11 protein-coding genes are annotated in these 13,723 nt (G+C 67.4%); 8 read left to right on the plus strand and 3 right to left on the minus strand.

Annotated elements, in window-relative coordinates; all coding sequences use genetic code 11:
• Nucleotides 1–2: 2 nt before the first annotated feature.
• Both FCG67_RS19550 and FCG67_RS19555 read right to left on the minus strand, forming a co-directional pair.
• Nucleotides 3–329 (minus strand): hypothetical protein, encoded by a 327-nt coding sequence (locus FCG67_RS19550; protein ID WP_136911352.1) that lies wholly within the window; start codon nt 327–329, stop codon nt 3–5.
• Nucleotides 330–499: 170 nt separating this feature from the next.
• A complete protein-coding gene (locus FCG67_RS19555) occupies nt 500–751 on the minus strand; it encodes a hypothetical protein (RefSeq protein WP_136911353.1) in 252 nt (83 codons plus the stop codon).
• A gap of 406 nt (nt 752–1,157) precedes the next feature.
• Between FCG67_RS19555 and FCG67_RS19560 the strand changes: the two genes are divergently transcribed.
• From FCG67_RS19560 to FCG67_RS19585, 6 genes are all read left to right on the plus strand, one after another.
• Nucleotides 1,158–2,630, plus strand: a complete 1,473-nt coding sequence (locus tag FCG67_RS19560; protein ID WP_136911354.1) for a wax ester/triacylglycerol synthase domain-containing protein — start codon at nt 1,158–1,160, stop codon at nt 2,628–2,630.
• On the plus strand, nt 2,627–4,918 hold the full coding sequence (locus tag FCG67_RS19565; RefSeq protein WP_136911355.1) for a glycerol-3-phosphate 1-O-acyltransferase: 2,292 nt from the start codon (nt 2,627–2,629) through the stop codon (nt 4,916–4,918). The genes FCG67_RS19560 and FCG67_RS19565 overlap by 4 nt, the downstream gene beginning before the upstream one ends.
• The gene (locus FCG67_RS19570; RefSeq protein WP_136911356.1) at nt 4,915–6,348 is read left to right on the plus strand and encodes an HAD-IB family hydrolase; all 1,434 of its coding nucleotides are present in this window, start codon (nt 4,915–4,917) and stop codon (nt 6,346–6,348) included. The genes FCG67_RS19565 and FCG67_RS19570 overlap by 4 nt, the downstream gene beginning before the upstream one ends.
• Before the next feature lie 220 nt (nt 6,349–6,568).
• Nucleotides 6,569–7,567, plus strand: coding sequence for an alpha/beta hydrolase (locus FCG67_RS19575; protein ID WP_136911357.1), 999 nt, complete (start codon nt 6,569–6,571; stop codon nt 7,565–7,567).
• A 144-nt stretch (nt 7,568–7,711) separates the two neighbouring features.
• Complete coding sequence (murG, locus tag FCG67_RS19580; RefSeq protein ID WP_136911358.1) at nt 7,712–8,854, plus strand: undecaprenyldiphospho-muramoylpentapeptide beta-N-acetylglucosaminyltransferase; 1,143 nt, start codon at nt 7,712–7,714, stop codon at nt 8,852–8,854.
• Between the two features lie 41 nt (nt 8,855–8,895).
• Nucleotides 8,896–9,879 (plus strand): GDP-mannose 4,6-dehydratase, encoded by a 984-nt coding sequence (locus FCG67_RS19585; RefSeq protein WP_211243275.1) that lies wholly within the window; start codon nt 8,896–8,898, stop codon nt 9,877–9,879.
• Nucleotides 9,880–10,289: 410 nt separating this feature from the next.
• Here FCG67_RS19585 and FCG67_RS19590 read toward each other — a convergent pair whose 3' ends face one another.
• Nucleotides 10,290–11,774, minus strand: a complete 1,485-nt coding sequence (locus FCG67_RS19590; protein ID WP_136911360.1) for an HNH endonuclease signature motif containing protein — start codon at nt 11,772–11,774, stop codon at nt 10,290–10,292.
• 111 nt (nt 11,775–11,885) lie between these two features.
• Here FCG67_RS19590 and FCG67_RS19595 point away from each other — a divergent pair, with 111 nt between their 5' ends.
• Nucleotides 11,886–12,509 carry a DUF4232 domain-containing protein gene (locus FCG67_RS19595; RefSeq protein ID WP_136911361.1) on the plus strand — a complete coding sequence of 208 codons (624 nt, stop codon included), beginning with the start codon at nt 11,886–11,888 and terminating at the stop codon, nt 12,507–12,509.
• A 359-nt stretch (nt 12,510–12,868) separates the two neighbouring features.
• Entirely contained in the window at nt 12,869–13,681 is an 813-nt protein-coding gene (locus tag FCG67_RS19600) for a restriction endonuclease (RefSeq protein WP_246045170.1), read from the plus strand.
• The last annotated feature ends 42 nt before the right edge of the window (nt 13,682–13,723 follow it).

The following is a 13,723-nucleotide window of genomic DNA, read 5'->3' on the forward strand; positions in this document are numbered from 1 at the left end:
GGTCAGCCGAATCCGACGATCCGGTCGGCCGGGATGTGGACCGGCAGGAGGGAGGGACGGCGCATCGTCTTGAGCCTGCGGCGTGAGACCTCATCCGCCCCGTCGAGCAGGGCGTCGACGAGGAGCTCCGGATCCCGCCGCCAGGCCGACCCGATCACCTCCACCGCAGTGTCGGTGAACAAACCCGAATCGGTCAGGGCGTCGCGCCACTGCGCGAACTCTCCCCCGCGCACCAGATCGATCGCCCAGGCGTCGATCTCGCCGCCGTCGAACTCATACGACAGCACGGCGCTGACGAGGTCTTTTGTGTGGGATCCCAGGTCTCTCATCGTGTCGGTCCCTTCGTCAATACTGACGGCATCTTCGCTGTAACACTGTGTGGTGCTGTGGCGATAGCTCACGCTATCGCCGATTCCGTCCCCTGAACCTTCGGCTCGCCAACGATCCGATAACAGAGTGACTGGCGTGACGAATGTGACTCATGGGGCATGCGATGCCGCTATCCGCCGACCCTCACTCCGTCGAGCAATGCGTCGACGAGCAACTCCGGGTCGCGAGACCAGGCGGTCCCGATGGTGTCGACCACCGAGGGGGTGAACATTCCCGAGGACCCGACCGTGTCGAGGTACTCCCCGAACTCGCCCGACCTGATGGCACCGATCACCACCTCGTCGACCACGTCACGGTCCTCGAACTCATAGGCGAAAATCGCGCGGATGATCCCGTCGACTCCGCTGGGCAGTCCGCTCATCGCCCACCTCTTCCCGATTCATATCGGACGCCTCACCGAAATTGGTCGGCGTCTCTGTGTAACGCATTCGCGCTACCGAGCGATAGGGGGAAACCTAACCCAGCGGGCGGGGAGTTTGGGTTGCCGTTGTGAGAACCTTCGGTTACGAACCGACAACTCTGCTGTTTTGCGGATCACGCTGGCGTTATAAGTCCCCGCGGTCTCTTTCGAGCGAGGTCACCACGTTGCCGCCGCTGCGGAACGAGGACATCCGGGTCGCCTAGTAGCCACCCGCACCGGTGGCCACCGAGCCCCCGAAACCCTGTGCGTCCCCCACCCGACGGGTCCACACTTGCTGTGTGGGCGGCTCCGCCGGCTCCACGCCGGAAGCGACGACCGCGGGCGACACAACCGAGGGAGTGCGGGCATGACCGACGGCGTTCCGCAGATACCACCGAGTGCGGTCGACGTCGACCTCTCCGCCGTCGCGGACGGCTGGGACCGGTCGATGTCCGACCTCGAGACCGGCATGTGGCGGATGGAGGAGTCCCAGCCGCGGTTGCGCACCCCCATCGTCGCGGTCGACCTCCTCGATCGCCCGCCGGACTGGGACCGGCTGGTGCGGGCGCACGAGTGGGCCTCGCACATCGTGCCCCGGATCCGGATGCGCGCGGTGGAGCCGGCGTTCGGCCTCGGCAACCCGGTGTGGTCGGTGGACCCCGAGTTCGACCTCGGGTATCACCTGCGGCGCATCCGGCTGCCTGCGCCTGCCGACTTCAACCACGCGCTGCGGATCTGCAGGCACATGGGCACCGAGCCGTTCGACAAGGCCCGGCCGCCGTGGGTGGCGATGCTCATCGAGGGCCTCGACGACGGCCGCGCGGTGTATGTCGTCAAGACGCACCACAGCATGACCGACGGCATGGGCGGCATCCGGATGATGACGCTGCTGCACAGCCGCCGGTCCGCGCCCAGCCCCAACAAGCCGGACCGGCTGCCGGCGCCGCCCGAGCACCTGTCCCACTTCGAGGCGCTCGGCCAGGACGTGCTGACGGAGGTGCGTAAGGCCCCCGGCCGGATCACCGGGCTCATCGCGGGCGCGACCAGGACCGCGGTGGGCGCCCTCGCCGACCCGATCGGCACCGCGAGCGACGCCCTTGGCTATGCCAATTCGCTGCGCCGCATCGTCACCCCTCCCCCGGCGACGGGATCGCCGCTGCTGCGCGGGCGCGGGCTCGGGCGCTGGTTCGGTGTGCTGGAGGTGGGCCTGCCCGAGTTCAAGGCGGCCGCCCGCGCCGCGCACGGCTCGCTCAACGACGCGTACGTCGCCGCGCTGCTCGGTGGTTTCCGCCGCTACGCGCAGGCCCACGGCCAGCAGATCGGCCCGATCCCGATGGGCATGCCGGTGAACATGCGGGCGGCCTCGGACCCCTCGGGCGGCAACCGGTTCGCGGCCGTCCGGTTCGCCGGGCCCGCCGCCGAGGCGGACCCGGTCGAGCGGATCAGGAAGGTGCGCGCCATCGTCCTCGGACTGCGCGAGGAACCGGCGATCGACGCGATCGACCTCGCCGCTCCCGTGCTCAAGCGGTTGCCGAACTGGCTGCTCGCGGAGTGGTACCTGTCCCAGTCCACCGGCCTCGACCTGCAGGCCAGCAACGTCGCGGGCGTCCCGGTCCCGGTGTATCTCGCGGGGGCCCGGATCGAGCGGATGTTCCCGTTCGGTCCCGCGCCCGGCTGCGCGGTGATGGCCACCCTGGTCTCGCACGTGGGCACCTGCTGCATCGGGGTCAACCTCGACACCGCCGCGGTCACCGCTCCCAAGCTGTTCATGCGCTGCCTGCAGGAGAGCCTGGACGAGGTGGTCGCCCTGGCCGGCCCGGACGAAGGGACGCAACGATGACGAGCACGCAGCACCCTCGGGTCTATCTCACCGAGACCGTGACGGCGGCCGAGGACGACGTGCTGCGGTCGTGGCTCAGCCGCCGCCCCACCGACACCGGGCAGCCCGCGACCGCGGTGCCGATCGGCAGCCAGTCGCTGGCCGAGCTCACCCGCAGGCAGGACGACCCGATGCTCACCCCCGTGCGGGTGGTGTGGCTGCCACCGCCCGACAACGGGCATCGACACGGACTGCGGGATGCGCTGTCCCCGCGGGATCCGCTGCATCCGGGCCACGGCGCACAGCGGCGGGTGCTGCGCAGCGACCCGGCGCGCTGCCAGGTGATCGAGGGCGAGCCCGCCCCCCTCAGCGACCTCAAGCGCCGGCTCGACGAGAGCGGCGGCGGCTCGCTGCCGGAATACATCCGTAGGCAGGCCGCCCTCGCGCTGGAACGGTCCGAGCGCGCCCTGCTCGGCAATCAATACAAGGTGTCGCGGTTCGTGACCGAGGAGATCACCGACACCGCCCGCTTCCACGCCGGCATGAGCGAACTGTCCCTGCGGCTGAACGTCCCGCTGGCCGACGTCGACAAGCGGGCAAGGGAGGCGCTCGGTGAGATGGTGGCCGCGCAGAGCAGGCGTGCGATCGCCCTGTGGGATCGGCTGGGCCGCTACTTCTCCCGCGCCTACCGGCTCGACGTCGACACCTCCCGGTTCGAGGAACTGCGTGAGCTGAACCGGGAGCACTCGCTGGTGTTCCTGCCGAGTCACCGCTCGTACCTCGACCCGCTGGTCCTGCGGCCGGCGCTGCTCGCGAACGACCTGCCCCTCAACCACGTGATGGGCGGGCTGAACGTCAGCTTCTGGCCGATCGGGCCGATCAGCAGGCGCAGCGGCACCGTCTTCATCCGCCGCAAGTTCGACGGCGACGAGGTCTACAAGTGGACGCTGCGCGAGTACATGCGCTACCTGCTCACCAAGCGGTTCAACCTCGAGTGGTACATCGAGGGCGGACGCAGCCGCACCGGAAAGCTGCGGCCACCGCGCTTCGGGCTGCTCACCTATCTGACCAAGTCCTATCAGTCCAGCGGCATCAAGGACGTCTACCTGGTACCCGTCTCGCTCACCTACGACCAGCTCTACGAGGTCAGTGCGATGGCCGCCGAGGCACATGGCGAGGCGAAGACGAAGGAGAGCCTGCGCTGGATGGTCGGGTACGTGCGCGCCCAGGGCAAGCGGCACGGCGTGGCGCACGTGACCGTCGGCCGGCCGCTGTCGCTCGCCGAGTCGCTCGGCGGCGAGAAGGACCTGCGGCTGGCCATTCAGAAGACCGCGTTCGAGGTGTGCCATCGGATCAACGAGGTCACCCCGATCACGGTGTCGTCCCTGGTCATGCTCGCCTTCCTCGGCATCGAGGACCGCGCGCTCACCGTCCCCGAGCTGGCCTTCATCCTCACGCCGCTGGTCGACTACATCTCCGCCCGCGCGCTGCCGACCGCAGGCGGTGTGGACCTGCAGAACCCGCAGGTGTACCGCAAGGCCCTGGACACGCACGTGGAATCCGGTGTGCTGCAGTGCTTCGACAAGGGCGGCACACGCGTCTACTACCTCGGCAAGGACCAGCATCTGGTGGCGGCGTTCTACCGCAACAACACCATCCACTTCTTTGTGGTCCGGGCGATCACGGAGCTGGTGCTGCTGGGCGCCATCGAGGCGCAGTACAGCAACCTGGAGGTCGACGGCTGGATCGAGGCGAAGCGGATCCGCGATCTGCTCAAGTTCGAGTTCTTCTTCAGCGACCGGGACACCTTCGAACACGACATGCGCCGGGAGATGAGCCTGATCGACCCGGCGTGGGAGAGCAACCTCGACGATCCGAAGCTGGCCGAGAACATGCTCGACCGGGTACGCCCCTACCTGGCGCACCGGGTCCTGCAACCGTTCCTCGAGGCCTACCAGGTGGTGGCCGATCAGCTGGTCCACACCCCGCTGTCCGGGAAGTTCAACGAGAAGGACTTCATCACAACGTGTCTCGCGTTGGCCGAGCAGCGGCGGCTGCGCCAGCAGATCGCCAGCAGCGAGTCCATCTCGAGCGAGCTGTTCGGCACCGCGCTGAAACTGGCACGCAACCGCAATCTGGTCGAGGCCGCCGACGGGGACGCCGACGGCGACCTGGCGCGGCGGCGGACGGCATTCGCCGCCGAGATCCGCACCCTGGTCGCCCGGATACGGCACATCCGCGGCCTCACCCAGGGGCGCCTCGACCAGTTCCGGGAGCCCAGCACATCGCCCGAGGAGCGTGATCTGTGAGCGATGTGGATGCGTTGCACAAGGCCATCGCCGCCGCCGAGCCCGGCCCGCGGACCCTCGCCGCGTTCGACCTGGACGGCACCCTGATCAGCGGCTACTCCGCGAGCGTGGTGTACCGGGATCGGCTGCGCCGCTTCGACATCAGCCTCGCCGAGCTGCTGCGCACCACCGGGGCGGCGATCGACACCCAGTTCCGCGGCGCCGACGTCGGGGGGCTGATGCGGATCGGGGTCCAAGCCCTGGCCGGGCGGATGGACGACGAGCTGCGCGAGTGGGGGCAGCGGCTGTTCCGTCAGGAGATCGCCGGGATGATCTACCCGGAGGTCCGTGGGCTGCTCGCCGCGCACCGGCGCGCCGGCCACACGATCGTGATGGCCACCTCAGCCACGCCGTACCAAGCCCAGTGGGTGGCGGCGGACCTCGACATCTCGGACGTGCTGTCGACCGAACCGGAGGTCGTCGACGGGATGCTCACCGGCGAGCTGGCGACGCCGCCGCTGTGGGGGCAGGCCAAGGCCGACGCGTTGCGCTCGTACGCCGCCAGGAAGGAGGCCAATCTGTCGCGCAGCTTCGCGTACTCCAATGGCGGCGAGGACATTCCGATGCTGGAGTCGGTGGGGCATCCGGTGGCGCTGAACCCGGACCGCAAGCTGACCGGTGTCGCCCAGCGGAAGGGCTGGCCGGTGGTGAACCTGCGCAAGCCGCAGCTCGGCGCCGATCCGGTGTCGGTGGTGCGGACCACCGCCGCCGTCAGCGCGCTGATGGCGACGGCCGTGGCGGGCGGCGCGGCCGGGCTGGTCCTGCGCAACCGGCAGAGCGCGGCGAACCTCGTCGGCACCTTCGGTCCGGACCTGGCCCTGGCGATCTGCGGGGTCTCGGTGAAGATCAGCGGCAAGGACAACGCGTGGAGCGATCGACCCGCGGTGTTCATGTTCAACCACACCAGTTCGCTGGACATGCTGATCGTCGGCGGGGTGATCCGCCGCGACGTGACCGGGGTGGCGAAGATGGAGGCCTCCCGAGATCCGCGGTTCGTGCCGATCGGCGCGCTGCTGGACGTCGCGTACATCGACCGGTCGGACAGCGAGAAGGCGAAGGCCGCGCTGGCGCCGGCGGTGGACAAGCTGAAGTCGGGCATCTCGATCGCGATCTCGCCGGAGGGGACCCGGACGGTGACGCCGCGCCTCGGCAGGTTCAAAAAGGGCGGCTTCCACCTGGCCATCCAGGCGGGGGTGCCGATCGTGCCGATCGTCATCCACAACGCCGGAGAGCTGATGTGGCGCAACTCACTTGTCGCGCATCCGGGCACGGTGTACGTGGACGTGCTGGAGCCGGTGAGCACCGAGAACTGGACCGTGGAGACGCTCGACAAGCATGTCGACGAGGTGCGGACGCTGTTCGAGGAGCGCCTGCACGACGGGCACCAGTAGGGCCGGATCGCCACCCGGGTTCCGATCCGGGGAGGCGACCGTGCCAGCCCTTGTGATGTAGAACTCGCCGATTTCGGGTTGCCCCAGGAGGGCTTCCATTTCTTAAGGTTCGCTAATAATTCGTCCGTACCTTCGTGCCCGATGTGGGTCGGGGCGGCGCCACTCTCCGCTGGGGCGGCCGCCGCACATCGCACGGACAGGACGGAACCCAGTAGTTTTGATGAGCATTGCCAGACCAGAATGGACCAGCCGACTTCTCCAACGCCTGCTCACCGTCACAGCGGCGCTGCTCGCGTGCGCGATGCTCGCGGGGATCTCGGGTCAGGCGACCGCGGGCGCTGCGCCCGTCGCACACCGCGCGCCGTCGGGTGGGTACGAGGAAGTATGGGTCCCCTCGGAGATGGGCCCGATCAAGGTGCAGATCCAGTGGGCCTCCCGCGGCGGCAATGCCGCGCTGTACCTGCTCGACGGGCTGAGGGCGCGTGACGATCGCAACGCCTGGACATTCGAGACCAACGCGCTCGACCAGTTCCGCAACGACAACGTCACCCTGGTGATGCCGGTCGGTGGCGAATCCAGCTTCTACACCGACTGGATGGCACCGTCGAACCTCAACGGACAGCAGACCACCTACAAGTGGGAGACCTTCCTGACCCGTGACCTGCCGAACTACCTCGAGACCCGCGGCGTCTCCCGCAACAACAACGGCGTGCTCGGTCTGTCGATGGGCGGCTCCGCGGCGATGACGCTCGCGGCGCACCATCGCGACCAGTTCACCTTCGCCGGCTCCCTGTCGGGCTACCTCAACCTGTCCGCACCGGGCATGCGGGAGGCCATCCGCGTCGCGATGCTCGACGCCGGTCGCTACAACGTCGACTCCATGTGGGGCCCGCCCTGGTCGCCCTTGTGGTTGCGCAACGACCCGTTCGTCCAGGCCGAGCAACTACGCGGCCTGTCCATGTATGTCTATGCGGCGAGCGGCCTTCCGGGCCCCTACGATCAGCCGAACGCCCCGATCGAGTACTTCAACACCGCAGCGGGCATGGGACTCGAGGCATTGGCGTTGGCCAACACCCGCGCCTTCGAGTTCCGCTTGAACTCGATGGGCATCCCGGCCACATACAGCTTCCCGGCCAGCGGCACCCACTCGTGGCAGTACTGGTCCGCCGAACTGTGGAAGGCGCGCCCCCAGATCCTGAACACCTTGAACGCGTGGTGAGACTGTCCACTCGTTTCGCGAAGCGCCCGGCGGCCTGGAAGTTCCAGGCCGCCGGGCGTTTTCGTTGCTCCGCACTGCTTCGACCGCTGCCCGCCGAATCCGGTGTCTAACGGAGCTCTAATCTCCGTCGCGCACAGTGCGGACATGACATTCGAACCGCGATCGACGCTTCGAGTCGCCATCGGCGCGGGCGGCACCGGCGGACACATCTACCCCGGACTTGCCGTCGCCGAGGCTCTGCGCGAAGACGCCGATATTCAGATCGACTTCTTCGGCGCCAAGGGCCGACTCGAAGAAACACTCGTGCCCGCGGCGGGCTACCGACTTCATACCGCCGAGGTCGACGGACTGACCGGCCTTCGCGGCAGCGCGAGGGCGGCAACACGACTCGTGCGAGCCAGTGCCCAGTGCGCGAGGCAGATCCGTGAACTCGGCATCGATGTCGTCTTCGGCACCGGCGGATACCCCAGCCTGCCGATCGTGCTGGCCGCCCGCATCGCGGGCATACCGACACTGATTCATGAATCCAACGCCGTGCCGGGACGAGCAAACCGCCTGAGCGCACTCCTGTCGTCCCGGGTGGCGGTGGCATTCCCGGAGGCCGCGCGTTCGTTCACCCGCAACGAGGTTCGGGTGGTCGGCACACCGCTGATGCGGGAGATCGCGAGGCTCGACAAGTGGGCGATTCGCGACCAGGCACGCACCGTCTTCGGCGCGGAACCGGGCCAGAAACTCGTCGTCGTGTGCGGCGGCAGCCTCGGATCTCGTCGGCTCACCGATACCGCGCTGTCGCTGGCGCGACAGTGGCGCGACCGCGACGACGTGCGCCTGGTCGTGAAGGCGGGAACCGAGCATTTCGCGACGGCGTCGGCCGCGGTCGAAGGCCTCGGCAACGTGCTGGTGCTGCCGTATCTGGACAGGATGGACCTGGTGTACGCGGGCGCCGATGTCTTCGTCGGACGGGCGGGAGCGATCACGGTCGCCGAGATTTCCCATGTGGGCGTGCCCAGCGTCCTCGTGCCCTACCCGCACGCGATCGGTGACCATCAGCGACACAACGCGCAGGCGCTCGTGGCTCGCGGCGCCGCCAGGATGCTGGCGGACGGCGACCTGAGCCCGGCAAGCCTGGCGCGATCAATCGACGACCTCGTCGGCGACGCCACTGGGCGCGCGACGGTCGAGCACGCCCTCCATCCGGCAATGAATGACTCCGCGCGAACAGTGGCGAACTGGATCCGGCAGCTCGGCGGCCACAGGTCCGCGGCATATGACGTCGTCAGCGCATGAACACATCAAACGCTGAGCACATCAAACGAAGGGGTGTACCCGTGAATGAATTCTGGTCCGGCAGAAGAGTCTTGGTCACCGGCGGCGAGGGATTCATAGGCAGCAGCCTGGTCGAACAGTTGATCACGCAGGGCGCGGAGGTACGGGTTCTGGCGCACTACAAGCCCTACGCGTCGGCGGGCTTTTTGTCGGAACACCTGGACGATATCGAGATGATTGCCGGAGATGTCCGTGACAGTGGACAGGTCCTCGATGCCGCGGACGGTGTCGACACCATTTTCCACCTCGCGGCACTGATCGGTATCCCCTACAGCTACCAGGCTCCGCTGACCTATCTCGAGACGAATGTGCTGGGCACCCAGAACATCGTCGACGCCGCGCGCCGACGCGATGTGCGACGGGTTGTCCACACGTCGACGAGCGAGGTGTACGGAACCGCCCGAGAGGTGCCCATTTCCGAGGCGCATCCTCTGCAACCCCAGTCGCCCTACTCCGCATCGAAGATCGCCGCGGACATGGTCGCGCTGTCGCATTTCCACTCGTTCGACACCCCGGTCTCGGTCTGCCGTCCGTTCAATACCTACGGCCCTAGGCAATCGACGCGCGCAGTGATTCCCGCGATCCTGCACCAGTTGCACTCCGGCGCAGAGGAGATCGCCGTCGGCGCGCTGACCCCGACCCGGGACTTCACCTATGTCGAGGACACCGCTCGCGGCTTCATGGCGATCGCCGAGTCCGAGCGGACATTGGGCCAGACGCTGAATCTCGGCACCGGCAAGGAGATTTCGATCCGCGACCTGATCGGTCTGCTCATCGAGATCTCGGGTTCCTCCGCATCGATCACCACGGAGGACTCACGCCAGCGTCCCGCCGGGAGCGAGGTCCATCGGCTGGTGTCCGACAACAGGCGGGTGCGGGAGCTGACGGACTGGAGCCCGCAGGTCTCCCTGCGCGACGGGCTCACCCGCACCTCCGAATGGGTCAGGTCTCATCCGATTGCCGACGCTCGCCGCTACCGCGTGTGAGGTGAGCCGATCACGCACCCGAGGTAGCCGGGTTTGACGGCCACGTTCCACGAGTTCCGGTGATATCCGTGTCGGCCTGTAAGGGCCGGTTCAAACTAGTCAGGCTGGGACGGAACAAGCGGCGATCCTGGCAAGGGCGGCCTCGATCAGGTGTCGCCACGGTACGTACGCAGACCGTCTCAGGTGGGTTCGCCGGGCATGTCGGACGATCCATCCGCGATCGAAAACTGCCGCAGTCGTACCTTTTTCGGATCCCATTGCGGGGCTTCGGTCTCGGTGAGGGCGAGGGTCTGCATCGAGGCGGTCAACTCGACGGCGAGGCCGCCATCACTCCCCCGAACGCGCGGCGGGCACCGCGCCGACGCCTCCCGTTTCGGGATGGTGTCGGGCGGTGCCCTATGGTTTCGCCTTTAGGCGGCGAAGGTGAGTTGGTTGCGCCGGTTGTGTGCCGGCATGGGTTGTCGCCTGGGGTCGATCCAGGGGGGTGGGGTGAACCAGGGATGGCTGTCGTCTTTGCTGATGGTCACGGTCCAGTCGCCGCGGTGGATGGTCGTGTGGTGGAAGCGGCAGAGCAGTACCAGGTTTGACAGGTTGGTGGGTCCGCCGTTGGACCAGTGGATTATGTGGTGGGCTTCGGTCCAGGCGGCGGGTCGTCCGCAGCCGGGGAACGCGCAGCCGCAATCCCTCGCATTGAGGGCGCGGCGGAGTTTGCGGGGGATCAGGCGGGTGGTCCGTCCGACATCGATCGGGTTGCCGTCGGAGTCCATGGCGATGGGGGTGATGTCGGCGTCGCAGGAGATCTGGGCGGCGAGGTCGAGGGAGATGGGTCCGAGCCAGGGCATCCAGGCTGGTCCGCGCCGCCGTCCCTTGTGGTGGTGGCCGCGTTCGTGATGGTGGTGTTGGTCGGTGGTGGCGGCGAGGTCGTCGACGAAGACGTTGATGTGGGGTCGTTCGCCGCCTTCGACGGGTGCCTGCCCGGTGTCGAGAAAGCCTCGGACGATGTGGGTGAGGGCGTCGGCTCGGCGTTGAGCGGGCGAGCGTTGGTCCTTGCAGGATTGTCCGTCGCGGTTGTCGGCCCCGGGCCGCGGCTTGGACAGGGCCGAGAGGGCGGTGAGCAGCGCTTCGCCGGAGGCGGCGTCGAGGTGTCCCTTGAGGTGGACGCGGCCGCCGAGCCCGGGTGAGGCGTAGAACTCGTTGAGTTCCGCGTTCTCCGAATCGGGGTTCTTCTTGTCGCCGTTGAGGATCAGCTCGAGCGCCTTCGCGCGGCGGGCGAGGGTGGTGGAGTCTTCGGTGCGGGCTGCGTAGAGCAGGTACCGGGCGCAGGCCTCGGACCGTGTGACGTCGGGCCCGAAGGTCACCGACTCGATGCCCGGCTCGTCAGCGGCCTCTGCGCCATCTCCGTCGGCGCGGTGCGCATCGCCTTCGCCATAGTCACCGTTCGGGCCGGCATCACCGTCAGCTTCGGTTTGGGTGTCATCGGCTTCGCCGGAGCTCTCCCCAGCCTTCGCGGCAGCGTTCAGGCCTGCCGGGTCGTCTCCGTCCGGGACCTTCGCGAGGAGTTCGACGATCACGCGGACCTGGTCGTAGTCGGTCCTGCCTGCATCAAAGGAGGCGGCAACCTCCGGATGCTCCGCCAGCCCCCGCCCGAGTCGGACGATCTTGTTCGCCTGGCCCGGCGTCATGGTGGTCGCGCCCGCGAGCCAGTTGCCGGGCGATGAGGCCCCCGCCTGTTCGGCCACACAGCGCTGGTCGACCTGGTGCATGAGGCGCACCCGCAGCGCCTCGAGTTGCCGCATTCGCAGCGAGAGCGCGGGAATCAGCCGCAGAAGTTCGGCATCAGCGAGCTGCCATGCGGCCACATCCAGTGGCGCGATGAGCATCTCGTCCAGATCCATATTCGAAGTCTACTAGAACATACGTTCGAAAGATGGGAATCGGAGCAATCCATCGAAGATCGATCAAGGCACTAGGATTTGCGATGTCGATGCCGAAACGTAGGGGATGACATGACCCGCACCCGGATTGTGGCCGTACTGCTCGCTACCTCTGCCCTAGCGCTGGCCGCGTGCGATTCATCCAGCACCGAGGGCGATCCGACGGCCGCGCCGGCGCCGCCCACCCTTCCCACCACCGCCGCCGAGATACCCCCGGTCGACACCACGGCCGCCGGTCCCCCGCCGCCCACCGCCGCCCCGGACGATCCGAACACCTGCGCGGCCACCGAGCTGATGCTCACGGCCGGGCAGGTCGAGGGCGCGGCCGGGTCGACCATGATCCCGCTGGTGTTCACCAACATCGGCGGCCGCACCTGCCTGCTGGACGGCTTCCCCGGCGTCTCCTACGTGGCCGAGGAGCACGGCGCCGAGGTCGGCGCGCCTGCGACGCGATCCGGAGCGGGTCAGGGGCCGGTGGAGCTGACCTCGAACGGCAAGGCGACCGCCCAGGTTCGGGCGATCCAGGTCGCGAACTACCCGCCCGAGCTGTGCGATCCGACGCCGGTCGCCGGGCTGCGGGTGTTCCCGCCGAACGCGTACGCCTCGCTGTTCCTGCCGATGCCGGGGACCGGGTGCGCGAAGACCGGACCGGAGGTCACTCAGCTCGAGGTGACCGCGGTGGTCGCGGGCGGGTAGGCGCAAGCCCGCGACTAGGGAACCGCGGCCTGACTTAGCTTTTGAAGACTGAGGACGGGTAGGAACGGATGGCAGTAGGCACGTTTCATATTGGACACACCAGCTACGGTGGGCCCATGAATTCGGCGTGGGTCATTCGGTCTGGGCGCGCAGGGGAACGCGACCAGGCAGCTCTGGACAAAGGCTGTTCCGGCGGAGGTTGGGAAGAAATTCCCGATCTGACGTCATGCACCACCCGAGATTCTGTCCGGTCCGTAGTGCTGGACGTGCGACCCAATGCCTCGCGTGGATTGATCCAAAACACGACCGCGCAACTCTGGGCCCTGCGGAGTCGCATCCAGCCTGGGGACCTCTTGGTCATGCCGATGAAGACAACAAAACAACTGGCACTTGGCCGCGTAACGAGCGGCTACCGCTACGAAGCGGAACACCCGGCCGCGCTGCGCCATATCGTTGACGTCGAGTGGAAGCGCACTGATCTGCCGCGGTCAGCTGTGAAGCAGGACCTGCTGTACACCCTCGGGAGCGTTCTGACGATATTCGCGCCGAGTAAGAACAACGCCGTCGAACGACTTGAACACCTCCTTCAAAATGGCACCGACCCCGGTGCGGTAACCGCGATGCCGAAGGCTGCCGGGTTCAATGGTGGAGAGTCCGATGATGATTCCGCTGTCGACTCTCCCGAGTTCAGCGCAGACTTCGAACAAGCAGCCACAGACCAGATCCTCACCCGAATTGGGGAGGACTTCGCCGGCCACGACCTCGCGACCCTGGTCACCGCGATCCTCGAGGCAGAGGGCTACAAATGCGTCCAAGCACCGCCCGGGCCCGATGGTGGCATTGATATAACCGCCGGCCGAGGCCCATTGGGCCTAGATTCTCCGACCGTGCTTGTACAGGTCAAGTCCGGTAGCCAAGTCGGCTCCCCTGTCGTTTCGCAACTGCAAGGAGTGATGGCAACCCATGGCGCCGATCAGGGCCTGCTGGTGGCGTGGGGCGGATTGACCAAGCAAGCCAGAGATTCGATTAGACACCAGTCGCTGCGAGTGCGGATCTGGGAAGCAGGCGATGTCGTCGAGGCCGTACTGCGCAATTACGACCGCATTTCCGCCGACGTGCAAGCACTTCTCCCACTCAAACGTGTGTGGATGCTCAGCGACGTCGGGGCCTAACTCATCGCGTTCTCCACGGTATCGACAACGGCGATCCCGCAT

Source organism: Rhodococcus oryzae, assembly GCF_005049235.1.
In the GTDB taxonomy this organism is placed as follows: Bacteria; Actinomycetota; Actinomycetes; order Mycobacteriales; family Mycobacteriaceae; genus Rhodococcus_G; species Rhodococcus_G oryzae.

Excerpts from the sequence above, each read along its gene's own strand:
- FCG67_RS19560 (WP_136911354.1), top strand. The coding sequence starts at position 1,158 with ATGACCGACGGCGTTCCGCAGATACCACCGAGTGCGGTCGACGTCGAC.
- FCG67_RS19575 (WP_136911357.1), top strand. The coding sequence starts at position 6,569 with ATGAGCATTGCCAGACCAGAATGGACCAGCCGACTTCTCCAACGCCTG.
- murG (WP_136911358.1), top strand. The coding sequence starts at position 7,712 with ATGACATTCGAACCGCGATCGACGCTTCGAGTCGCCATCGGCGCGGGC.
- FCG67_RS19555 (WP_136911353.1), bottom strand. The coding sequence starts at position 751 with ATGAGCGGACTGCCCAGCGGAGTCGACGGGATCATCCGCGCGATTTTC.
- FCG67_RS19600 (WP_246045170.1), top strand. The coding sequence starts at position 12,869 with ATGCCGATGAAGACAACAAAACAACTGGCACTTGGCCGCGTAACGAGC.
- FCG67_RS19565 (WP_136911355.1), top strand. The coding sequence starts at position 2,627 with ATGACGAGCACGCAGCACCCTCGGGTCTATCTCACCGAGACCGTGACG.
- FCG67_RS19595 (WP_136911361.1), top strand. The coding sequence starts at position 11,886 with ATGACCCGCACCCGGATTGTGGCCGTACTGCTCGCTACCTCTGCCCTA.
- FCG67_RS19590 (WP_136911360.1), bottom strand. The coding sequence starts at position 11,774 with ATGGATCTGGACGAGATGCTCATCGCGCCACTGGATGTGGCCGCATGG.
- FCG67_RS19550 (WP_136911352.1), bottom strand. The coding sequence starts at position 329 with ATGAGAGACCTGGGATCCCACACAAAAGACCTCGTCAGCGCCGTGCTG.